Source organism: Pseudoalteromonas sp. T1lg24, from assembly GCF_002964745.1.
Taxonomy (GTDB): domain Bacteria; phylum Pseudomonadota; class Gammaproteobacteria; order Enterobacterales; family Alteromonadaceae; genus Pseudoalteromonas; species Pseudoalteromonas spongiae.
This window is the reverse complement of the sequence record NZ_PQCB01000033.1, coordinates 1,309,879-1,334,848: the sequence shown is the minus strand read 5'-3', so window position 1 is coordinate 1,334,848 and position 24,970 is coordinate 1,309,879. Positions and strand designations below refer to the sequence as shown.

16 protein-coding genes are annotated in these 24,970 nt (G+C 41.1%); 10 read left to right on the top strand and 6 right to left on the bottom strand.

What is annotated here, in order from left to right:
* Positions 1 to 75: 75 nt before the first annotated feature.
* Positions 76 to 543 (bottom strand): phosphate-starvation-inducible PsiE family protein, encoded by a 468-nt coding sequence (locus C2M30_RS18180; protein WP_010558950.1) that lies wholly within the window; start codon positions 541 to 543, stop codon positions 76 to 78.
* A gap of 56 nt (positions 544 to 599) precedes the next feature.
* Positions 600 to 2,183, bottom strand: coding sequence for an ATP-binding cassette domain-containing protein (locus C2M30_RS18175; RefSeq protein WP_105172761.1), 1,584 nt, complete (start codon positions 2,181 to 2,183; stop codon positions 600 to 602).
* Positions 2,184 to 2,653: 470 nt separating this feature from the next.
* On the opposite strand from C2M30_RS18175, the gene C2M30_RS18170 reads away from it, so the two are divergent.
* The gene (locus C2M30_RS18170) at positions 2,654 to 3,499 is read left to right on the top strand and encodes a hypothetical protein (RefSeq protein WP_105172760.1); all 846 of its coding nucleotides are present in this window, start codon (positions 2,654 to 2,656) and stop codon (positions 3,497 to 3,499) included.
* Positions 3,500 to 3,533: 34 nt separating this feature from the next.
* Here the strand turns inward: C2M30_RS18170 and C2M30_RS18165 are convergent, their stop codons facing one another.
* Positions 3,534 to 4,322 (bottom strand): hypothetical protein, encoded by a 789-nt coding sequence (locus C2M30_RS18165; protein WP_105172759.1) that lies wholly within the window; start codon positions 4,320 to 4,322, stop codon positions 3,534 to 3,536.
* A 71-nt stretch (positions 4,323 to 4,393) separates the two neighbouring features.
* Positions 4,394 to 5,605, bottom strand: a complete 1,212-nt coding sequence (locus tag C2M30_RS18160) for an EAL domain-containing response regulator (protein WP_105172758.1) — start codon at positions 5,603 to 5,605, stop codon at positions 4,394 to 4,396.
* A 244-nt stretch (positions 5,606 to 5,849) separates the two neighbouring features.
* On the opposite strand from C2M30_RS18160, the gene C2M30_RS18155 reads away from it, so the two are divergent.
* Positions 5,850 to 8,045, top strand: a complete 2,196-nt coding sequence (locus C2M30_RS18155) for a fasciclin domain-containing protein (protein ID WP_105172757.1) — start codon at positions 5,850 to 5,852, stop codon at positions 8,043 to 8,045.
* Positions 8,046 to 8,085: 40 nt separating this feature from the next.
* On the opposite strand, the gene C2M30_RS18150 is transcribed toward C2M30_RS18155, so the two are convergent.
* Positions 8,086 to 12,564 carry an EAL domain-containing protein gene (locus C2M30_RS18150; RefSeq protein WP_105172756.1) on the bottom strand — a complete coding sequence of 1,493 codons (4,479 nt, stop codon included), beginning with the start codon at positions 12,562 to 12,564 and terminating at the stop codon, positions 8,086 to 8,088.
* A 508-nt stretch (positions 12,565 to 13,072) separates the two neighbouring features.
* Positions 13,073 to 13,945, bottom strand: coding sequence for a patatin-like phospholipase family protein (locus tag C2M30_RS18145; protein ID WP_105172755.1), 873 nt, complete (start codon positions 13,943 to 13,945; stop codon positions 13,073 to 13,075).
* 132 nt (positions 13,946 to 14,077) lie between these two features.
* Here C2M30_RS18145 and C2M30_RS18140 point away from each other — a divergent pair, with 132 nt between their 5' ends.
* The 8 genes from C2M30_RS18140 to C2M30_RS21880 all read left to right on the top strand — a co-directional run bounded on the left by C2M30_RS18140 (position 14,078) and on the right by C2M30_RS21880 (position 24,897).
* Complete coding sequence (locus C2M30_RS18140; protein ID WP_105172754.1) at positions 14,078 to 15,730, top strand: methyl-accepting chemotaxis protein; 1,653 nt, start codon at positions 14,078 to 14,080, stop codon at positions 15,728 to 15,730.
* Positions 15,731 to 15,904: 174 nt separating this feature from the next.
* On the top strand, positions 15,905 to 17,107 hold the full coding sequence (locus C2M30_RS18135; RefSeq protein WP_105172753.1) for a hypothetical protein: 1,203 nt from the start codon (positions 15,905 to 15,907) through the stop codon (positions 17,105 to 17,107).
* A gap of 440 nt (positions 17,108 to 17,547) precedes the next feature.
* Positions 17,548 to 20,352, top strand: coding sequence for a TonB-dependent receptor (locus C2M30_RS18130; protein WP_105172752.1), 2,805 nt, complete (start codon positions 17,548 to 17,550; stop codon positions 20,350 to 20,352).
* A gap of 296 nt (positions 20,353 to 20,648) precedes the next feature.
* Positions 20,649 to 21,896: a DUF5690 family protein gene (locus C2M30_RS18125; RefSeq protein WP_234004777.1), complete on the top strand. Its 1,248-nt coding sequence runs from the start codon at positions 20,649 to 20,651 to the stop codon at positions 21,894 to 21,896.
* A 9-nt stretch (positions 21,897 to 21,905) separates the two neighbouring features.
* A complete protein-coding gene (phnX, locus tag C2M30_RS18120; RefSeq protein WP_105172750.1) occupies positions 21,906 to 22,715 on the top strand; it encodes a phosphonoacetaldehyde hydrolase in 810 nt (269 codons plus the stop codon).
* Positions 22,715 to 24,130 carry an FAD-dependent oxidoreductase gene (locus C2M30_RS18115; protein ID WP_105172749.1) on the top strand — a complete coding sequence of 472 codons (1,416 nt, stop codon included), beginning with the start codon at positions 22,715 to 22,717 and terminating at the stop codon, positions 24,128 to 24,130. The genes phnX and C2M30_RS18115 overlap by 1 nt, the downstream gene beginning before the upstream one ends.
* An 81-nt stretch (positions 24,131 to 24,211) precedes the next feature.
* The gene (locus C2M30_RS21885) at positions 24,212 to 24,502 is read left to right on the top strand and encodes a GntR family transcriptional regulator (RefSeq protein ID WP_234004776.1); all 291 of its coding nucleotides are present in this window, start codon (positions 24,212 to 24,214) and stop codon (positions 24,500 to 24,502) included.
* Positions 24,499 to 24,897, top strand: coding sequence for a UTRA domain-containing protein (locus C2M30_RS21880; protein ID WP_234004775.1), 399 nt, complete (start codon positions 24,499 to 24,501; stop codon positions 24,895 to 24,897). The genes C2M30_RS21885 and C2M30_RS21880 overlap by 4 nt, the downstream gene beginning before the upstream one ends.
* The last annotated feature ends 73 nt before the right edge of the window (positions 24,898 to 24,970 follow it).

The window sequence follows — 24,970 nt, the reverse complement described above, 5'->3', positions numbered from 1 at the left end:
GTTACGCATGAATAGATAAGAGTGAAAGCGACTTAAATATGCCGCTTTCACTACAATAAGCCAGCTGTTATTACGTTACAATAAGCTGGCTTTTTTCTTATCCTTTACTGCAATCAACCAATAGGTAACGCCAAGCGCAAGTACTAAGCCTGCTGTGCTCCAAATGTATTCAGGGGCGAGTTTTGTAAAGTCGAGTACAATTACTTTTCGCGCTATCGCCATTAATGCTGTCGCGATTACTAAGTTAACGTGTATTACATCGTCACGCAGATACATAACAATGTTGATAAAGATTTCAATTGCAATCAATACAGCCAAAAACGCGCTGAACACTGCAAGAATGTCACTAATTGATAGTAAGAAATAAGGCGGTGAACTCAATTTCATGTACATCACGTAGACAACATCTAACACCCCCCAAATAATGAGCAACGTCATTAAAATTGCGAGTATTTTTACGCAAAAGCGAATAACAGTATGGCTAAAACGGATCGCTTTATCATCATAACTTGCTTCATCAAAGCCACTATCATGCTTTTCCATTGCATCTCCTTAATGCGGTAAAATTTAACAATGATAACTTATTGAACTTTACACGTTTATTCGTGTTCTTCAATAGCACTACCAGAATTAATATCAAGGCGCATATTCACCCGAACTTGCTCAACAAACTGGGTGTCATGACTCACTAATATAAACGCGCCTGGATAGTTTTTTAACGAAATCGCCAATGCGTTTTTTGCAGCGATGTCCAAATGATTATCAGGTTCATCAAGTAGCAATAGCGCGTCTTTTTTTGCGTGGCTTACGCATAGCATCGCCAGCTTCATTTTTTCGCCGCCACTTAGTGATTCAACAGGTAAAAAAACGCTATCGCCTCGAAACCCAGCAGACGCGAGCAAGGTACGCGCGTTTTGTTCACTTATCTTTGTTGTCAAAGCCATAATTGCGGTCAGTACATCACTGTATTGATCGAGCCAGCGACAGTTTTGTTCAAGATAAATCACATCGCAATTACTATTAACTGTTAGGTTTGCCTTACTCAGGTTCGCTATGTTTTTAAGTAAGGTAGATTTTCCTGAACCATTACGGCCTTGAAGCCAAACACGACTTGTTTGTTTAATGGTAGCGTTCAGTGGTGGATGATGATTAAACTCACATTGCCAGTTGTTTATATTAACCAGTACCTTATTTTTATGAGTGTTTATATCGGCCATGTGGAATGTGACTGGTTCGTTTAAAACCTGATCATCGCATACCGCACGCAACATTTTATTTGATGTATCAATACGCGCGTTTTGCAATTTCACTTGTCGACTATGGGATTTGGACGCAGCTTCTTTTTTACTATCGAGTAGCACTTTAGGCTGACTGCCCGATGCTCTTTTTTGCTTGCCCTGGGCCGCACGCTGATGTGCTTTTTCTAAGCTTAGTTGTGCAATGCGCTTAAATTGCGTTTGTTCGCGTTTAATGTGCTCTTGCTTCGCTCTCAGTGCTTTTTGTTCGGCATTAAACTGTGCTTTAAATTGATGATAGCCAACACCGTATTCATTTACCGTACCATTAATTACGTGCAATGTACGCGTGCTGTGATCCAACAGATTTTCATCGTGACTTGCCATAACCACAATGCCCCTAAAGGCTGTAATCTGGCCGCTTAACCATCTTCTGGCATTTAGGTCGAGGTGATTGGTTGGCTCATCCAACAATATAATATCTGCATCACTGTTAAAGCACCGATGTAGCATTAAACGAGCTAGCTGCCCATAGCTTAATTTATTACACGATATGAACGGGTCTTTTGGTAATGCAAGTGCCGTTAACAGTGCTATTGTATCTCGTTCGCAATGCCAATCATCTTGTAACGTTTGATAGTCGTTAACGTCGATGCTACCCGCATTGATGCGCGACAACGCGTTTAGTTTATCGGCAATACCCAAATAGCCTGCAACCGAGCAATTTGGTATAGCATTGAGCTGTGAAAAAATAGCGGTTTTGCCAGTGACTTTAATCGTGTTATTACAACCATCAAGCTTTGCTATTGCGTTTATAAGTGTCGACTTACCGCTACCGTTGTTACCCACTAAGCCGTAAACGCCAGGTGTTAGTTGCAGAGATACGTTTTTCAAAATGTGTTTTTGCGCTACGCTGTATGAAAAATTTGAAATCGAAATATGTGGCATAAGACCATCCTTTTACCCAAGTAAAAGGGATCAGCATCACCTGCGAGAAACGTCTAAGCATAATTGTACTTAGCGTCAATATTGATTTTCAGTGAAAAATTGGCAAAGCAACGCCTACTAATCCCTAACATTAAACAGAAAGTTAAAATTGTTTGGGGAGTTAGTTGTTCATGTCGGCGCTTGCTCCAATAAGAAAAGTAGGTTTACTTTGCCCTAAAACGACAAAACGCGCAAGTAATCAGCAATACGAAACGAAAAAAGCGTTGAAAATAACGTTATTATCAGCCTTCAACACATTGATATTTAAACAAAGCACAGGTATATTGCGCGATTATTACACAGGGACTTTTCTACCTCCCTAATGGACCTTTCAAAAATAAACTGAAGTTAAGCCAACTTAACCAAAAAACGATATAAATTAATCAAATACAACTCGAATTACGAGTAGTTTAAATTTTAAAGGATTTAAAATGCGATATTGGTTTTTTGTTTTAAGCATCGTGTATACGTATTCGCTTGGGGCAAAAGAAACGCTTAGAATTGGTGTTCAGCTAGAAGGCCAAAAACATGTCGAACAATTTATTGCGGGTCGCGAAATTAGCAGTATAGATGATTACTCAGGCGAGTTTGCGTATCGCGATGTTGTTGAGCAAGTATTGTTGTTACAAGCGCTTCACTTTGGTGGATTTCGTGGCAACATTGAATTAGTGCAAGCAGATCACTATAAACGTCGCTTGCGTCTGCTCGAACAAGGACTTCTTGATTTAAGCGTTACCGGAGTTTGGCTAAGCGACGCTCTACCCATTAAAGATAATCTCTATATTTCAAGGCCGTTATTACGTGATGGTGAAGCCGAGGCAGGTTTTTATGTACATCAAAATAACACACGCGCACGTCAGGTAAATGACAAATTTGGCTTACAACGCCTAAACGCCATTTCCAATAAAAACTGGCAAATTGATTGGCGAATCATGTCGGCAATTGGTTTTGCTCATTTAGATAGCGTAAGCCAATTTACACAAATGACCGATATGATTATGAAAGGCCGAAGCGATGTTATGCTTGCGACATTTTACAACACCGACGACCTGAGTTTTTCACAAGACAATGAAACCTTTGTACCAATTCATGGATTGAAAGTTAAGCTCCCCGGTAGCAGGCATTTTGTTGTGTCAAAAGCCGCGGGCAACTCAGAAATATTTGCATATGTGCAACGGGGCTTAAAAGAATTGCGAAGCCGCGGTTTAATCAATAAAGCGTATCGACAAAGCGGCTACATAAATGAAAAAGTGAATCACTGGATGGTGATTCGTTAACCGTACCATGCAAAAGTTTACATTTTTAGATTGGTTATTGCGGAATTAACCAGGTAATCATAATTCGCGCCCCCATTCCATCAGGCCCATTTTCTGGGCCTTTTGCCCAGTAATGCAAGCCTGCACCAAGGCTAAATACATTATCGCCGATGGTTATCACTTGACTGGCAACCAAATTGATTGGTACCGACTCTACATCATTTTCCCAGTCGATTGTTGTTTCACTGTTTAAGAATACTGAGGTTGCACTTGGCCATGTATAACCGATAAACGGTTGAATAAAAGTGGCATTTACATCCGTCTGGCCTTGGTCCTTATCTGCACCAAAACCCCAAATGTGATTTGCCAATGCACCAAAAGTCCAGCCATCACTTTGTTTAAGCAGTACCGCCGTTGGGCCTATTCCCCAATTATCGCTACCAAACATAGGCTCAGAGGCACTCGGAAACATTAAAACAGGCCCTGCCCCCCAAATCCAGCCGCTGTCGGTTTGTTGTTTAGGTGAAAAGAAAAAGCTTTGAACTATATCGCCAATGCCGTCTTCACGAAACGAGCCAAAGTCTTGACTTACTATGGGAATAATTGTGCGAGAGATTAAATTCCAATCATCGTTTAAATCGTACGGTACAACAGGCTGAACATTAGTTAACCAACGTTCACCTTGCTCGTTCTGGCCAATATTCGGGTCGTAATTAAACTGTACTGGCACACTGATCATATCGGCAACAGGATTTTGTAATTTTTTGGCGATATCAGCGGAATTGTTAGCTGTGGCAGTAAATGAGCTTAGTACAAGCAACGTACTGAGAATACGGTATTTCATGCGCTTCATCCTTAAAGACTAAAAATCGTTTTAGTTTACTATTTACACACTTACACTAACGCAGTTTGTCTTTAAGAGATAGATTTTTCGGAGATTTGTTTCCATTTGCTGTACCAACGCACAACTTCATTAATGGGTTTTGGCCGACAGATAAAAAAGCCCTGTAACAAAATGCCAATTTCACTTTGGCGCAAGTATTCTAAGTCTTCAATATCTTCGACGCCTTCCGCAACGAGCTCTACCTTTTGCTCTTTTGCAATATCGATAAGCGACTTAACAATTACCTGAGAAAATTTATCATCACGAATACTCGAAATAAAACATCTGTCTATTTTAATCTCGGTAAACGGCAAGGTTCTTAATTGATTTAAATTGGTAAATCCCGTACCAAAATCATCAAGCGCAATACCATAACCATGCATGCGCAAGCGGTTTAACGTTTCCAGTTGTTCAGGCGTACGCAACGCATATTCTTCGGTTACTTCAATAATAAATTGGCTTGGCTCTAAACCATTTACACACAAGATGGTCGCCATTTGCTCGGCGCAAAATGAATCTTGCATTTGTTTGGGTGATAAATTAATTGCCAGTTTAAAATCGTGGTCAAAAATCACCTGCAACTCGCAATAATGCCGTGCGGCTTTTTCAACAAGCTGAAAGGTAATAATATTTTCGATACCAAGTGATACTGCAGTCGGCAAAAAATGTTGCGGTAAAATGGCGTCAATACGACCAGGCTTTACGATTCTTGCAAGAATTTCCAAACTGTCGACGCGGTTAGTTTGGCTATTAATTTTAGGTTGGTAGTAAGGTTCAATTTGCTGGTTTTCAATGGCTTCTATCAGTTCTTGTTCAGAGAGGTATTGCAAGGTTTGCATTTTAACAACATTGAGTGTTTTTAGCCGGTCTAACACCATTTCAATTTGTTTAACGCTAACTGGCTTTGACAAATTGCCAATAAGCCGGACTTTATGAATTTTAGCGAGGTCAGCGGCCAGCGAGATAACACGTTCATCCATTTCTGAAACAATTGCCACACCGCCATTAAAGCCAATTTCACCTAACTGCCTAATAAATGCCATACCGTCTAATTCAGGCATATTTAAATCAGTTAATACGCAGTGATAAGCTGAACTATCTTTTTTGATTTCGTCAAATGCAAGACGCGCGGAAGAGAAGGTCTCGGTATTTTGATAGCCGAGGCCATTGAGCATTGCTTTTAGCGTTAACAACATGGTTTTCGAGTCGTCAACAATCGCAATTTTAATTAAATTTTTATGCATGTCGCATTCCTTGCAAGTAAGAACATCTTTGACGCCAGCCCTTTCCTTTATAAGTCTAGTAACAAACTGAAAGATTACAAAAATTTAATCGTCAAATTGACATCAAATAGTAGGTCATCTTGCGTTTAGTTTATTCATTAAAAATGATTAACAAAACCGAAAGCTCACATTAATTTGATCTAGTTAAATTTTTAACCCGTACAAAATCTCGCCAGTTAATTATCAAAATAAAAGGATAAACAAGGTGAGAAATTTATTAAAAATAGCACTTTTAGTGTCATCAACGCTTGTGGTAACTGGGTGTAACGACGATGACGACGATCATAAAGTGGAAACGCCAACGACGCCTGTTGCCACACCAACAACAGTGGTCGACGTTGCTGTGAGCAATGGCAACTTTACAACGCTAGTCGCTGCGCTTGAAGCAACGGGGCTCGACGAAACGCTTGCAAACGCTGATGCCAACTTTACCGTATTTGCGCCTACCGACGCTGCTTTTGCGCTGTTACCTGAGGGCACTGTTGACGCACTTTTAGCCGATACAAACACGCTTTCTGACATCCTCACATACCACGTTATTGCGGACAAAGTCGATGCGGCAACGGCCGTATCAAGCGCAGGATCAAAAGTAACCATGGTTAACGGTGATTCGGTCGGTTTATCGCTCGACGGTGATAATTTGCTGGTCAATACAGTAACTATTACAGCAACCGACATAATGGCAGACAACGGTATTATTCATGTAATTGATGCTGTATTAATGCCACCGAAAGAAAATACCATGCCGTCGGCAAATATAGTTGAGACAGCGGTTGCCGCTGGGTCTTTCAATACGTTAGTAGCGGCACTACAAGCGGCTGGGTTAGACTCAGTTTTAGCTGATGAATCAAAACAGTACACTGTTTTTGCACCTACTGATGATGCCTTCGCCATGCTCGGTGAAGAGACCATTAGTACCTTGCTAAACAACACCGACGTTTTGAGTAATATCTTGCTGCAACATGTCGTGATGGGTGAAATCGATTCCATCACCGCATATACACTAAACGGTATGGAAGCTGAAACAGTTTCAGGTGCTACCTTGCCTATTGCTATCAATGCGCAAACCGACAGCTTAATGTTTGGTGGAGCTAAGATTGTTTCTGAAGATATTTATACTTCCAACGGCATCATTCATGTTATTGACGCGGTAATCGTCGGTGACGTAAGTGTACCTGAGCCTGTTGGCAATATTGTTGATGTCGCCTCACAAGCTGGATCATTTAATACCTTATTAATCGCTGCGGCAGCTGCGGGACTTGATAGCGTACTTGCGGACGAATCGGCAACGTACACAGTGTTTGCACCAACAGATGCTGCATTTGCACAACTTCCTGAAAGTACGCTGAATGCCCTACTCGCCGATACAGAAGCGTTGAAAAATGTGTTGCTCTACCACGTTATTGCTGATGCGAAAGTGATGTCTGATGGTGCCGTAGCAATTGCTAATAGCGACGATAACAAAGTGGCAATGGCCAATACACAAATGGCCGCTTTATCACTTTCTGGTTCTGACTTATACATAAATGCTTCAAAAGTGTCTGCTGCCAATGTTGCAGCGAGTAATGGTATTATTCATGTTGTTGACCAAGTAATTCTACCTCCATCGATGAAAGGCGAACCGACACAAAATATTGTAGAAGTTGCGGTAAATGACCCTAATTTTTCAACGCTCGTAAGCGCATTACAAGCGGCAAACTTAGTTGATGCACTCGCTGATGAAAGCAAAACGTACACGGTTTTCGCCCCCACTAACGCGGCGTTTGATAAAATCCCTGACGACGCGTTATCAGTATTATTAGCTGATAACACAGCACTAACAAACGTTTTATTACAGCACGTTGTAGACGGCGAAATTGACTCTGTTAGTGCCTACGCAGCTAATGGTAAAACAGTCAACACGCTATTGATGGAAGATGTCAGCGTAGCTTTAGTTAATTATGCTAGCACGTCCAATACGGTGAGTGACGAAGTTGCTTATAACGCCGAAATGCAAATGCTTGTCGGCGGCGCAGGTTCAACAAACGCCGGAAATACACTGTATGTTTTCGATAACGACTTAGGCCAATCGACAAGTACTTGCGTAGATGGTTGCAAAGACGCTTGGCCGCCAGTATTAGTCGATGATGGTATGGTGGATAACATTCAAGGCTTAAGCCTTATTACTAGAGCAGATGGTACTAAACAAGCAGCCTTTATGGGTCGCCCGCTATATTTTTATGCACAAGATATGGCACCAGGTGAAAGTAAAGGTGACGGCGTAAATAATCTTTGGTGGAAAGTGTCACTGCCACAAGTTGCGCTGCAAGTGCAAGGGGCTAACGTGGTGACTACCGATATTTACACTACTAACGGTGTTATCCATGTGATTGATACCGTGATCACTGAAACCTTAAACTAAACACTCCCTTCGTGTTAAAGGGGCGTTGAAGCCCCTTTTTTTACGCATTTTTACAGGCGTTGATTTTACGTGATACATCGCTTTGGAATTCATCACTTAAAAAGGTAGTAGCTGGTACCGGCTTGGCAAAGTAAAAACCTTGAAGGTTATAACAGCCTAAGCGTTTTAACACACTGACCTGCGTAAGCTCTTCAACCCCTTCGGCGATACAGTAACTGCCTAAATTTTTCGCTAAATCTGCGATGGTTTGTACAATTGCTTGGTTTGTACGGCTGGATAACATTTGACGAATAAAACTCTGATCTATCTTAATCACATCAATTGGAAATTGATTGATATAAGTTAACGACGAATACCCTGTGCCAAAGTCATCCAAATACAGTTTAAAGCCCGCTTTTTGTAAGCGCTCTAGTTGCTCAAGGGCGTTCACTGTATCTTCAATCAAAATACCTTCGGTAATTTCTAAGCGAATTTGACGTGGCGATACGTTGTTGTCGGCTAAAATAGTGACAAATCGCTCAACCAAGTTAGGCTGGGTAATATGTAGTGCAGATAAGTTAATTGATAGATAGCGGTTTTCATTACTTGCTAACCATGACGCTAGCTCTGTTGTCGCTGTTTCAAGCGCTACTTCCGTGATCGCAACAATTTGCCCAATTTGCTCAGCCAACGGAATAAACACACCCGGTGAAATCATGTCACCGTCTTTAAACCAGCGCAATAGCAACTCTACACCCACTACTTTTTGTGATTGCGTATTAATAATAGGTTGATAGAAGTTAGTCAGTTGGCGGTTTTGTACCGCGTTAACTAATTCGTTTTCAAGCAACATACGGTTGCGCGCTTCTTTATTAAGCTGCTCAGTATAAAAGCGATAACAGTTACGACCGCTGTTTTTCGCGTGGATCATCGCAATGTCTGCTTTTTGTATTAGTTCTTCAGTTGTTTCTGCATCAAATGGATAAAACGAGATACCGATTGATGAACTAATATTGACCGTGTTACCGCCAATTTTATAAGGTTTGGCAAGTTCACTGTTGAGGTCGTTAGCATATTGGCTAATTTCCTGTGGCGAAACCACATCTTCAAATAACACAATAAACTCATCGCCGCTTTGACGACCTACACTGTGTTGCTCACCAACAACCGAGGTCATGCGCTCGGCAACTTTAACTAATAATCTGTCACCGACACTGTGGCCAAGCGAATCGTTCACTTGTTTAAAGCGGTCAAGGTCTATAAATAACACCGCAACGACTTTGTTTTGAGCATGCAGCAAGGCTTGTTCAATACGATCGTTGATTAAACTACGATTAGCTAATTGCGTTAGGTGATCAAAATTAGCCATTTGTGTAAGTTTCTTCTCTGCTGCTTTTTGCTGCGTCAAATCCGACACAACAACCACATAGTTACTGACACTTTCTTCACCGATCGCTGAAATTGATAACAATACTTCAATGGTTTCGTTATCAAACACCCAAGTTTCTTCACGACGTAAATGCTCGCCAACCTTAAGACTGGCTAATTGCTCAACGTAAAATGCTTGGCGTTGCTCATCAAATAACGCCAATAAAGTATCTTGAGTCGCATCTTCTGCATGTTTTGAAAAGCGTTTATTAAACGCTTCATTTGACGCAACTAATTTGAATTTGCTGTCTAAAATAATCAGCCACTCGTTCATTTTACGCAGTGCTTCACCGTAGAGTCGCGCTTGGATCTCTTTATTTTTGGTTTCGCTAATATTGGTGTACGTCCCAGCATAAACGGGGTTTTCTTCATTTTTACTTTCTTTAGAGCGCTTACCTAAGTCTCGATACCAGACCCATTCGCCACTTTTTGCGCGCATACGATACGTAACGTCCCATAAATTGGTCGCGCCACTTGAAAATGCCCGCCACTTTGCTTCTAAACGAATACGATCTTCAGGATGAATAAGTGACATATGATCATTGAGACTAGTAAGCGTTTCACGCTCATAACCCAAGTCAGACACAATGCGTTCTTGATCCAATTGCTGGTTATGACTGTTATAAACCCATACACCACTGTTACTTGCGTCAAGCGCCAAGCGCGCACGCTGCTTCGCCGCCATCGATTCATTATGAAGTTGTTGCAGAATATGCTGCTGCTTAACGCGCTTAATATAAATTAACGTAAAGCTACCAAGAAACAGAATAATGTAACCAACAATGGCATATGGCGATGTCCATGGGTTGTGCTTTACATAAAATGAAAAAGTTTCAGGCGTGCCTAATTGGCCATCTTTTAATGAATAGGCTGCTACGTTAAAGGTATAATCACCGGGCAACAAGCGGGTAAACTCAATGTTATTTTTACCGTAATGTTCATACACCACACTGCTGGGCCCTTGTAAATCAACGCGGTACTTTATTTGTTTTTGGTTGGCAAAATCAAAGTTAGAAAAGTGAAACTTCAAGCCAAAATCATCATGTTCTAGCGATAATTGCGGCTCCATTAAGCCTGATAACGTCAGTTTTTCATCGCGAGATTTCACCTCGACATCAAGCAACCTGACCGGTTTGTCGTTTCGAGTTTTTTCAATTTCTTCAGCATTAAATAAAATAATGCCCGCGGGTGTTGTAAACGCAATGCGGCCATCTTTTAATTTATGCGGCGCACTGTAGACTTCATCACTTATCAACCCTTGTTCGTGGGTATACTGATTAAGTGCATCTAAGTCTTTATCATATTTGATTAAACCACTTTGCGAACTAAACCACAGTGCGCCGTTATCACTTTGCGTGACACTAAATAATCGATTATCAGGCAAACCATCGGCAAAGGTAATCTCTTTTTGTTGTTGGTATTTATCATCAAGGGCCACTATGCCGTGTGCGTTATAAGCAATCCAAATTGTATTATCTGCATCTCGTGCCCAGTCAGATACAAACTTAAAGTCGTGTACTTGATAATTCTCGAGTTGATGAATTAAATCAAATGTATCTTCTTGATAGTTATATTGATAAATCGCACCACCAACACTATAGAGCACGCCAGACTCATCAACGAAGCTTTTCATAAAGCCAATTGATAAATCAGGATCAAAGTGTTTATCAAGATTCTTAAGAGACGTGAGGGTATTTTTCTGTGTATCTAAAATAAAATGCCCTTTGTAACTAACAAAAATCAAACGATGTTTGTCTAGTGGGTGAACACCGTAAGGATATAGCTCAGTAAATTCTTTATTAACCTCTGCAGATAAGTTTGTCGGCACAACAACTTCTTTTTCAGTATCAAAAAGCGTCAATCCCTCACTGTGTACCAGCCAAATTTTTCCATCACCTGCGTCAAAAATATACTGAATAAAATGCTTTCCCCATTTATTTTTGGGGTTATCTTCAACGAAGAAATGTTTAGTCTCTTTTGTTTCGGTATTTAGTTTTGTCAGGCCGTTCTCGGTTGCAACCCATAGCGTACCTGCTTGCAATTCAATAAAATCGGTCACCGATGAATTAGACAAATCGATACCAGACGCTTTGCTGTAACTTGAAAATCGTTGTAAATCTGGATGCCAGTAATAAACACCTTTTGACTCAGACGCAAGCCAAAGTAGCCCACTGTCGTCTTGATAAATGTCTTTAATAGCGTCGTTACTAACTAATGGGTGACGTTTTGAATACTGCGCAAGAAGATTCAATTCAAACGACATTGGATCAAAGCGATACAACCCTTTTTCAGAGCCAATATAAAATGCATCTGCATTTCTAACCACACCCCAAATATTTAAATCGGGAATCAGCTGCATGGGTTTAGCATCTTGTTCATCGAGTTTAAGTGCAAACAACCCTTCAACCGTGCCTATCAATAAACCTAGGCGATGATCCCATGCTAAGTATTTTACATTGTTGTTATCATCCGTATCCTTGATGCTAGAGGGTTTATGATGGGTTAGCCCAGCCCCACCAGTTTCTAAGTGATAGACATAAAGGCCTTTTGACGTACCAAAATAAATGTACTCACCTTTTTGAAATAAGGCGCGAATAAGGTCTTGTTTTTCACTTAATGAAAACAAGATTTTAAATTGCTTATTTGCAACACTATACGAAACCAAATGACGACCAATTGCTAATATCAAGTCACCTTTTACTTCAATAACACTTTCTATACTTAAATACTCGTCTTTAGTTTCAACTAATTTACCGTCATAAAACCGTGTGGCTTCAAGCGTAAGTGGATCAACAAAATACGCACCTGTATAATAAGTGCTAACAATTAAACTGCCATTTTTTAGCGAATGGAGTGCAATAATGCCATCGTTTGCAAATACGTTGTCAGGACCCGTTATTTTTTCAAATTCATAACCATCAAAACGATTCAAGCCATAATCTGTGGCAACCCATAAGTAGCCATAGTTATCTTGCAGAGTTTGATTGACATAGCTTTGCGATAACCCTTCTTCAACTGAGTAATTTTTCAGATAGCGGCTATATTCCGCAGTAAACGCATTGCTGGATGCAAAGAGTAACACAAGAACAAAAGATAAGACTTTATGAAACAAAAAATTAAACCCTAGTCACATGAATCCGTTCAGAATATGAGAAGTAAACCAACGAGCCATCACTGCTGTCGTTTCATTAATACAGTGTAAAACACAAAGCATATTCAAAGAAGAAAAAATTGATCTTATTTAATACAACTTCTTAACATTACAAAACGAACTTTAAAGCAAAGCCAAACCCGTAACAAGCTGAAATAGCTAATTATTAACGATAAAACACATAATACGGAATAGTCCTTTTGTCGTATCAAAGTACTTTAAAGCTAACCTATGCTTATCAAGTCCGATCTTGCCCTGGCACTATAACTTTATATTTGCCATTCATTTATAATAGCGCTTATTGGCCTAAGTGCGCGTATTTTGGCCATAAAACACAACAAAACATACATATTTAACCTACAATCAAGTAAACCCATTTTAAATTGTGCAATTCTTCACCTGTTTTAGTGCTTTTAAATCGCTAACTTTGTGCTACTACAGGCTGTGTTAAGGCCCTCTGGGTTACACATTACTCAATCAGTAAATAGTTATTTTTAAGCGCTTTTATACAGGTACTGTAGCCAAGCGCAATCATTTCAGCGGCTTTATCAAACTCTAATGTGCCACAGGCATTACGGCTAATCTCAACCAGTACATCAGGCGGATATGCCGCTAATTTAGCAGCAGCTAAGTGAGACTGCATGGCATCAAATGCTTTATCAGCTACTTCGTAAGCCCCCAGTTTATTCACCTCTTTCTCTTCTTTATCAAATCGCAATGAATCAATAAAACGTGAAATTGGGGATGCATCATCATGGGTTTCGACTTTTTCGATGGGCTCTGGTGGTGTTGCTTTTTCACTGCCTAAATTAACCGCTATTTTATAATCACTGTCATCATTAAACGTAGGCGCAATCGGCACAGGATTTAGCACCCCACCATCAATTAAAATTCTATTATTGGTTTCAATCGGTGTAAAAAACAAAGGAAGTGAAATCGATGCGCGGATCGCGTCGAATAATGACCCCGAATTTAGCCATACTTCTTTACCGTTTAAAATATCAGACGCAACAGCCGTGTAGCTAATTGGTAACTCGGCAATCGTAATATCCCCTACCATTTTCTTTAAGGTGTTGATTATTTTGTCGCCCTTTACCAACCCATTATTGCCCCACGCTAAATCAAGCAATGACACAATATCGTATTTGTCTATTTCTAAAATCCATTTCTCAAATTCAGGTAACTTACCTGCCGCATAAATACCACCGATTAAAGCACCAATTGAACACCCTGATATGGAACAAATCTCAAAGTTGTGCTGTTCTAGCGCTTTAATTACCCCTATGTGCGCAAGCCCACGAGCACCACCACTGCCTAAAATAAGTGAAATGCGTTTTTTCATCGTATTTATCTAATTTTAATGAATTTTTACTATTAATACATAAGATTACATACCGATACAATAAGATCAGTTAAACTTATTAGCTGGGTTAAAAATCGATACCGTCATATCAACTCATTTTGGAATAAGCGCATGAATACACTGCTGTCTAATGTCTCAGTTCGTAACAAAATAAATATCATCTCTGGCGCACTGCTATTTGCCTTAATATTGTTTGCGAGTTTTGAGATCTATAAGCTCAATTCAATCAAATCGAGCTTTGAGCAGTACAGCCGTGTCGCGGTTAAGTTAGAAGTGACTACACTCAAAATTAATCGCGATGTAAATTACGTATCGCGCATTAATCGCAGCATTATGCTTGGTGACGATTATCAATCAAACCTTGCTAAAATGCGTGAACGTATCAAGGATATTCAATCGCATTTTTCACAGCTAAATTCATTAGCCCTTAACGACAACACCGAACAAAAAGAGCTCAAGCAACTGATTGTTAAATCACAATCATCCACCGAAACATTTTTATCAAAAAGTCTTCAGCTGGTTCAAACGCTCTCATCGACATCGACAAAAGCAGAACTTGAACAAGCATGGCAAACGTATAAACGTGATTACAGCCCTGTTGCTGCAAAATCTCGCGAAGACTTTGCCGCGCTTAACCGCAAAATGAATCAAGAAAGAGAAGTCATTTTTCAGGCAACGACCAACGATATTGACTCATCGATTTCCGTTAGTATTTATTTTGCTGTGGTTGCTGCTTTAGTTGCGGCAATATTAAGTTGGCTTGTCACAAACAATATTATTGCCCCGCTTAATACGTTGCGAAATTCCATTAATGATATTGCAAAGAGCAACGATTTAACGAAACGCACCCAAGTTAAATCGAACGATGAACTTGGCGTAGTGAGCCATGCATTTGATACATTAATTGATAATTTCCACGGCACATTACAACAGGTGGTTAACGCCACTGAACAGGTACATCAGGCGTCTAACATGCTGGCCCAATCAAGTGAAAATACTAGCTCGTTAATAAGCGAACAACGCCAAGAAACCGATATGGTTGCGACTGCAATGAACGAAATGGCGATCACCGCTAACGAAGTCTCTCGCAACGCTGCCGACACAGCAACAGGGGCGATGGATGCAAACACTCAAGCGTCCAGCGGACAACAAGTTGTTGGGTCAACAGTCACCAGCATCGATAAGCTTGCGCAACAAATCGATACGGCTTCACTTTCGGTTGATAAACTATCAAACGATAGCCAAGAAATTGGCCGCGTACTCGATGTTATTCGCGGCATTGCGGAACAAACCAATCTACTTGCGCTAAACGCAGCAATAGAAGCGGCCCGAGCTGGTGAGCAAGGCCGTGGTTTTGCTGTGGTAGCAGATGAAGTGCGCTCGCTTGCATCGCGTACCGAAAGTTCAATTCAAGAAATTCATCAAATGATTGAAAGCTTACAAAATGGCAGTAAAGACGCAGTCGCATTAATGCTGCAAAGTAAGCAACAAGCAGAAGACAGTGTAAACAATGCAACGCAGGCAGGTGAAGCGCTTGATTTGATCACCACTGCGGTGGCAAAAATAAACGATATGGCGGCACAAATTGCAACCGCTGCAGAAGAGCAAACCAGTGTTAATGAAGAAATAAATCGCAATGTAGTGAATATTTCTACTATCTCAGACAACACCTCGCAAGAGGCCACAAACACCAGCAGTGCAAGTACTGAACTCGCCGCACTTGCCAGCGAATTAAAGAACCAAGTATCGCAGTTCAAAGTGTAACGCATTAAAAGTGTAACGCGATTAGCTACGCAGCGTATGCCTATAGCGATAAGCATGGGCGCACTTGATATCAGTGAATATTGATACTTGAATTAATAACCGAGCCCCAAATTGTATACAATTTAAATCTCGGTTATTATGTCTGTTATTTCTATCGTTTAAAATGAGTTCGCTATGTCATTAAACTCTCTTGCCGAGCAATACGTAAAGCTTGTACTGGCAATTGGCCTTCATCACCCGCACTATGTTGACGCTTACTATGGCCCAAGTGACTGGCAACCAACTATTAAAGAGCCGCTTGAAGCTATTCAACAGCAAGTTACAGAGCTTGTAGATAGCTTAAAAAATACAACACCAAATGAAAGCGAAACACTCAGACATACATTTTTATTAAAGCAAAGTGAATCAATACTAACCTTTATAAATGTGATTTCGGGCAATGCACCGAAATTCGATGATGAGTCGCTTGCGTTATACGATGCCATTTCGCCCAATAAGACGGAGACTGAGTTTGATAACGTCCTACTAGAGCTTGAAAACCTGGTACCAGGCGACGGTAGTTTAAGCGAACGCATGGTGGCATTTAATGCACAATTTGAAATCCCCAAAAACAAACTCGATGACGTATTTAAAGCCGCAGTAGCGCGCTCAAGAGAAATTACCAAACAATTTATTCCCCTTGCAGATAACGAAAATTTTCAGCTGGAGTATGTAACTAACCAAATTTGGAGTGGTTATAACTGGTATAAAGGCGATAACTTTAGCCTGATTCAAATGAATACCGACTTCCCGATTTATATTTCACGTGCAGTCGATTTAGCCGCCCATGAAGGCTATCCCGGCCACCATGTGTTTAACTCATTGATGGAAAAACACCTAGTAAACGAAAAAGGTTGGATGGAATATTGTGTTTATCCATTATTTTCCCCTATGTCACTTCTTGCCGAAGGCTCTGCTAACTATGGCATTGAAGTGGTTTTTCCAAAGCATGAGCGCATGGCCTTTGAAAAAGAAGTGCTCTTCGTGCTTGCCGGTCTCGATGTCTCACAAGCTGAGCGCTACTATCAAGTACAAGCGCTAATGCAAAAACTCTCTTATGCTGACAACATGGTTGCTAAACGCTTACTTGATGGCGAAATATCAGAGCAACACGCAGTCGAGTTATTAGTTAAATACACCTTAGTGAGTAAAGAGCGTGCAACACAGCGATTAGGGTTTTTTAAAGCAAACCGCGCCTATGTGCTTAATTACAACCTCGGCCAAGATATCGTTAAAGCCTACATTGAAAAACATGCCAATATGCAAGATAAAACCTCCGTTTGGCAGGTGTTTGCAGATTTATTAGCAAATCCAAAGCCCGCTAGCTTGCTGGAATAGCACATTCAAAAAGGCTTTATTTTTGCTGTAAGCCTCTCCATAAAATTCCTAAACAGCAGTTACAACCTTAATTCTTTGTGACTGCTTTATTTTATATACAATAAAATCAATATATAAATAACCTGAGCTAGGAATAACAAATTACTTTCTAGCAGCTACTTTTACTTATTACTGCGTTAAATTTGTTTGCAATAGACTCGCTATTGACGCACAAATTTGCCTTGTACTAAGAAAAATTATCAAGCTAGAAGGCTTAAAATAAAAAATATATGTATTAAAAATTGTTAGTTAACTTCTTATCCCAAGTTCAGGTTAATAAAAAACCCAGTCGATTTTCTATTTTTCACACAAGCGTAACCGATTTGTAAAAAACTCTCGTTAGACTGTTTTTCAGTTTCTGGTCTAGACCATAATAATTTTACTAACTGAGAAGCCTTAACATGAAAAATATATCGCGTATTGCCGCCAGTATACTGCTAATAACAAGCCCCCACATTCTTGCCGCAGAAGCAAAACTGACAGGCATTGTAAAAGATCAACATGCAACACTGCCAGGTGCCATGGTGAAAGTCGTTGGTACTAATAACAGTGCCGTTACCGACTTTAATGGCCGCTTTGAACTACCTAAATTAACACCAGGTACGTATCAACTGGAAGTTAATTACATGGGTTACCAAACAAAGTTACTGAGCGTTTCTGTTAAAGATGATGAAATGAAAGTACTTGAAACCATTTTCCTCAATGCTAACAACACCAACAATGAGATTGAAGAAGTAGTTGCGATTGGTCAAATTCAACGTGGCGAAATGGCCGCAGCTAACAGCCAAAAAAATGCCAGCAATATTATCAATGTGATTTCAAGTGATGGCATTGGTAAATTGCCAGACCGAAATGCCGCAGAAGCAGTACAGCGTATTCCAGGTATTTCCATTGAGCGCGACCAAGGTGAAGGCCGCTTTGTTGCTGTGCGCGGTTTACCATCACAATGGAGTTCAGCATCAATTAATGGTAATCGCTTACCAACCGCTGAAGAAGAAACCACCAGCCGCGCTACCGCATTTGATTTTTTTCCAAGTGAACTTATTGAATTTGTTGAAGTATCTAAAGCCATCACACCGGATATGGAAGGTGATGCAATTGGTGGTAACGTTAATTTCATCACCAAAAAAGCCCCTGACGAATTTACCTTAAATACCAATATCGCGCTGGGCGCAAATGAACTTGCCGAAGGTACTAACTACTCTGCGAGTGTGCTATATGGCGACCGTATCGCCGATGACAAACTCGGTTATCTAATTAATGCTACTGCATGGAAACGTGATTGGGCAACGGATAACTTTGAACCTCGTCGCGGAAATGATGGTATTGGTATTCGTCGTTTAGAGCTTCGAGACTACACAGGCACGCGCGAAACCTACGGTTTAAATGGCTCTTTAGAGTATACCTTAGATCAGGGTAAAGTTAGCGCCAGCGCAATGTACGGCACCTTAATCGACGATGAAACCCATTACAAACACCGTATGCGCTTTGACAAAGACCGCGTTGAAGTGCAACACATTCGCAATGAACTTATCACTGAAATGCGTGGCGGTGAGCTTGCTGGTGAACATTATTTTGGTTTTGATAAAACACTTTCTTGGTCACTGTCGAGTTACGAAAATGAGTTCCGCTACGGCAATATGCCAAATAGTGAAGACAACAGTTACTTTGTTGTGCGTTTTGATCAAAAGAACGTTGGCTATGTTGGCCTTGAAGACCGTGGCACAGGTAAAAACTATGCCTACAACGAAGTGGACGGCGGCAGTGACCCATGGAATGCCATCAGTAACCACTTGCCAAATGGTTTTCAAATGTCACCAAGCGATACCAAGCTTGCATGGGTAGAGCTCTACAAGGTATTCGTTAATGAAAAAGACAAAATCGTTTTCAGCAGTGATTTTGACTGGCAACTAGATAACAGCTTATTACTTAAATTCGGTGTAAAGTACCGTGATAAAGAACGCGTTGCCGAATTTGCTGATGAATTTTACGCATGGGATAGTGAGAACTATGGCGATGCGCCTACGCTTGCTGACTTTGCGTTAAGCGACCAACCAGGTCGAAATGATTACTTAAACGAACTCAGCATTGATTACGCAAGCCAGTTCTCTCAAGTGGCTTACACGGATGCGTTAGCACAGTTTTGGACACAAAACCGCAATAAATTTAAGCTCGATGCTGGTGAATCAGCGCTTATTTCAAACGGTGGCGCCCTTGGCCGTAACTTTGATGTAAACGAGCAACATGCCAGTGTTTACGGTATGGCAACATGGCAAGCTAATGAACAAATCGAAGTACTCGGTGGCCTGCGTTTAACCCAAACCGATACCGAAGTATCGGGCTTTACCTATCTTGCCGATCAAGACAAAGTGGTTGAAAGTAAAGCCGAGAATGATTACCTCTCTGTGCTGCCATCGCTTCATATTACCTATAAAATGAGTGATATGACTAATTGGCGTTTAGCGCTCACGCGCTCCTTTGCCCGTCCGGATTTTGGCTCATTATCGCCAGGTGCAACTTACCTAGAAGCAGATAACCAACTGTTTTCAGGTAACCCTGAACTGGATCCAACCTATTCAAACAACATTGATGTCATGTTTGAACATTACTTTGACCGCCTTGGTTTAGTGTCAGCCGGCGTGTTCTATAAAGATATCGAAGATCCAATTTTCCAAAGCAGTTCCATTGGCAGTTACAACGGCCGTGAAGGCGTTAATTTAATTCGACCAGAAAATGGCGACAACGCATCGTTAGTGGGATTAGAACTTGCGTTTAATCGTGATTTTGGCTTTATCGCGCCAAGTCTTGAGAACTTTGGGGTAATGGCAAATGCGACCTTTATGGATTCAGAAATGACCATCCCAGAGCGCGATGACAAGGTGAGCATCCCTCGCCAAGCCGATGAATTATTTAACATTACCCTTTACTACGATAACACCTTCTTTGCTGCGCGTTTAGCTGTGAACCACAAAGGTGAGTACATTGAAGAGCACGGCAGTGATAAACAAAGCGACAGTTACTACGGTGACTATACCAGCGTTGATTTCACTACTTCGTATCAAATTAATGACGATGCCATGGTTTACCTTGAGCTTAATAACTTAACGAACGAACCCTTAATGTATTACCAAGGTCAGCAAGGTCGTCCACTGCAAGTTGAATACTACGGTATTCGCGGCATGCTCGGCCTTAATTATCGTTTCTAACGAATGTTCTAACGAACGTTTTTAACGCGAACAAGCTAACAGGGGTAAGGGTGCATCACATGGCAAACTTAACCCCTTTGGTTACACATTAAGTTCACATAACACTATCACAATGGGTTCCCGAATAAGTTACCCTAAATTAACACTGATTTGTTGATAGTACCGAGGTTGCAAAGCACCTGCTTTGCACCCTTTTTCAAACGCAGTCGAGACGTATTATGTTGTTTAAAAATGCTAACTGGTTACAAAAGACACAGGGCCCCGCGTTCGTATTATTCGCAGCCTCAGCTGCCTTTATGACTTATTTTTGTATGTACGCATTTCGAAAGCCATTTGCCGCATCAAGCTATCTTGCATTTGAGCAAGAGAACTGGCTTGTAAGCTTTAAAGTGGCGCTGGTATTAAGCCAAGTATTTGGTTACATGCTAGCAAAATTTATCGGTGTAAAAGTGATTTCCGAAATGCAATCGGGTCAGCGAGCTAAAGCCATAATTTTAATGATCTTAGGCGCAGAGATCTCGCTGGTGTTATTTGCACTATTGCCAATTGGCCTTAACATTATTTGCCTATTTTTTAATGGATTATCTCTTGGCATGATTTGGGGGGTCGTCTTTAGTTATTTAGAAGGTAGACGCACCACCGAAATCCTCGGTGCCATTTTAAGCATCACCTTTATTTTATCATCCGGTGTTGTAAAAACCGTTGGCCGCTTTATTACCAACAACCTAGGCGTTTCTGAGTTATGGATGCCTGCCCTAACTGGCCTACTCTTTTTACCCTTATTGCTGCTCAGTGTTGTGTGTTTAAACGCCATTCCAAAACCAGATCAAAGCGATATTGCTGCAAGACAAAAACGCACACCAATGGATGGTAAAGCACGGTTTAATTTCTTTAAACAATATTGGTTTGGTATTACAGCGCTCGTTTTAAGCTTTTTACTTTTCACAGGCTTTCGCGACTTTTTAGATAATTTTCAAGCAGAACTTTGGATGGCGTTAGGTTATGGCGAAGAGCCTACCATTTTTGCTTACGCAGGCATTCGCATTTCATTTATCGTGCTGATTGCCCTTGCCATGATGGTACTGATTAAAAACAACAAAACCGCGTTTTTAGTCAATCATGGTTTTATCTTATTTGGTACATTGTTACTCGGTGCCAGTACTTATGGCTTTGAATTAGGCATCTTAGATGCCAAAGCATGGATGGTGTTACTTGGTGCAGGACTTTATATCGCGTATATCCCCTACAACTGCTTTTTATTCGACCGCATGATTGCCGCCGTGGGCGGTGTTGCCAATGTGGGTTTTCTACTCTATTTAGCTGATTCTGCAGGGTATATCGGCTCGGTCAGTATTTTGCTGTATCGCACCTTTGCCGAGCCTGAGCTGTCATGGCTGAGCTATTTTATTGCCACCAGTTACTGGATCTGTGCAGTTGCAAGCGTATTGGTCATCAGCTCCCTTTGCTACTTCAGCATTATTTTATCTAACAAATACACCTCTAAACGAGCACTTAATGCTAAGTCGCTCGCACCAACTCATTAAGGACTATTTATGAAACAAGTAGAAGCGCTTATTCTCGACTGGGCAGGCACCGTTGTTGACTATGGCTCAATCGCACCCACTACCATCTTTGTTGAAGCGTTTAAATCAGCCTATGATTTTGACATCACGCTCGAAGAAGCACGAATTCCAATGGGTATGGGTAAATGGGACCACATCGAATCACTTGGCAAGCTCGACAGTGTTAATCGCCGTTGGTGTGAACAGTTTGGTAAGGCAATGACAACTGAGCAAATTGATCATATTTACCAAACCTTTATGCCGCTGCAAAAAGCCAAAGTTGCAGATCGCTCAGCACCTATCGAAGGGGTGCTACCAGTGATACAACGCTTACAAGCAAAAGGAGTTAAAATCGGTAGCTGTTCAGGCTACCCGCGCGAAGTAATGACCGAACTTGAAATTGCCGCAGCTGAACATGGCTATCGCCCTGATTACTGTGTGGCAAGTGACGAGTTAACAGCGGGCTCTCGCCCCGGTCCTTGGATGGCATTGGAAAATGTTAACAAGCTGGCAATCAATTCTGTCAATCACTGTGTAAAAGTCGATGACTCAGTCCCCGGTATTTTGGAAGGGTTAAATGCGGGAATGTGGACAGTCGGTGTGGCACTGACGGGCAACGCTGTGGGCAAAAGTGAAAAAGAGTGGAAAGCATTATCAGCAAGTGAACAAAGCAATTTAACACGCGAAGCATATGCCCAATTATCAAGTGCAGGTGCCCATTTCGTGATTAATAGCTTAGCCGATATTGAACCGGTTCTTTTTGAAATTAATGCACGCTTAGCAAGAGGCGAACGCCCTTAATGACGTATCAACCCTTTTGGTTTGATCAAGCAATGGCTGAAGAAACAACTTCTGTTTCTTCAGCCAGTATTGATGATAACCCTTATGACATTGCAATTATTGGTGGCGGATTTACCGGACTTTGGACGGCAATAACCATAAAACAACGCGCGCCAAAAACGCGTATTGTGATCCTTGAAAAAGATTTATGTGGCCAAGGTGCTTCGGGTCGAAATGGCGGTGCCATGCTGACGTGGTCAACCAAGTATTTAAGTTTGAAAAAGCGCTTTGGTGAGTCACAAGCCAAGTGGCTAGTGCAACAATCTGAAAACGCCGTTCATGCAATATCCCAATTTGCAAAAGAACATAATATTGACTGTGATTTACGTGTTGATGGCTGTTATATCACTGCATCCAATGCTGCGCAGCAAGATGTGCTTACACCCTGTCTTAATGCCCTTGACGGTGTTTCGCTTAATCAATGGCAAGTGGTAAATAAAGAGCAGTTAAAACACACTGGCTCACGTCAGAATCAACACGCGGTCTTTTCACCTCACGCTGGCAGTGTGCAACCGGCTAAACTGGTTCGTGGGCTACGCCGTATTGCCATTGAAATGGGCATAGTGATAAGTGAATCTACCCGTTATGTTTCCCACGAAAAGGAAAACACACCACAAAACGAGACTATTAGCGTTTGTTATAGCGATAAAAGCCAGTCAATAAAAAGCCTTAAAACTGAAAAATTGTTATTTGCCGTCAACGCCTGGTTACCAGAGTTAATGCCGCAATTTTCGCGAAATGTTGTGTTGGTATCATCCGATATGGTGATTACTAAGCCGATGCCTGAAAGGCTAAAAGCACTTAACCTTAACCATGGGGCAGCAGTTATCGATTCGCGTATTTTTGTGAATTATTACCGCACAACAATTGACGGCCGTTTAATGCTCGGTAAAGGCGGTAACTATTTTAGTTTTGCCAATCAGATGAGTGATAAATTCAACGCACCCAGCCAATATCAAGCTGAGTTACAACATTCACTTAATTATTTCTTTGGCGATCATGGCTTTGAAATTGACCGCACCTGGACAGGTCCATCGGATCGCAGCGTAAGCGGCTTTCCATTTTTCCAAGAGTGCGATAAAAATGTAGTGGTTGCAGCAGGTTACTCGGGTAATGGTGTGGTGCAATCGTATTTAGGCGGGCAAATCCTCGCGTCTATGCTTTTAAATACGAACGATGAATGGCAAAAGTGTGGCCTTGTAAACCAAAACCTTGAACGTTTTCCCATCGAGCCTTTTCGCACACTTGGCGCTTATGTTATTCGCAACGGGATCAGGCGAAAAGAGCGTGCGGAGGATAACAATTTAGTGCCAGCAAAACTCGATAATTACTTAGCTAAGCTTTCAGGTGCTGCTGCAAAGGCAGATACAAATTAACGCGCGATTCATACGCTTGACATATTTCTTAGGCCTAATAGCATAGGCCTCGTTTTCTGCAGATTTTAAAAGCCGCTTTCTATGTTGCTATATCAAAAAATACAAAAGTATATTCAAACACATATCGCCAGTGGTGAACTTGCTATTGGTGATAAACTACCATCAGAGCGCACACTGCAAGAACACTTTAATTCAACCCGTATTACTGTGCGTGAAGCATTAAACCGCCTTGAAGCTGAAGGCTTAATTTACAGCCAAAAACGTCGCGGCTGGTTTGTTACACCCAATAAACTTAAGTGGCGACCTGCAACTAAGGTTAATTTTTATCAATTAGCGCAAGAGCAAGGCTTTACACCAACACCCATGTATTGAGTATTGAAAAACAAGAAAATCTGTCGCTTAACCAGCACTTTAGTGGAGATACGTTATATAAAATCGAACGTGTTCGCAGCCTTGATGGCCGACCCATTATGTTTGAGCAGATTAACTGCGATGCCAGCCGTTTTGATGATTTAGAATCACAACCGCTCAATGGCTCAATCACCACGATTATGACCTCTCATTATCATGTGGATATTAACAACGAAGAATGCGTTATAAGTGTTACAGTACTGCCCGATGATGTTGCCAAAAGCCTTGAAAAAAATAGCGGTGCGCCGTGTTTAAAAGTGATTCGTCAGCGTTATGAATCAAGTGGTATTTTAATCGATTACAACATTGAATACTGGCTGCATGATGCCATTGAAATGATAGTGATTGGCCAATAAAAACTAACGCGTAGGGCTGAGGTTTCTTATATTTTTCTTTAAATTCTAAGCGCTAACATTTTAACTATGCTGG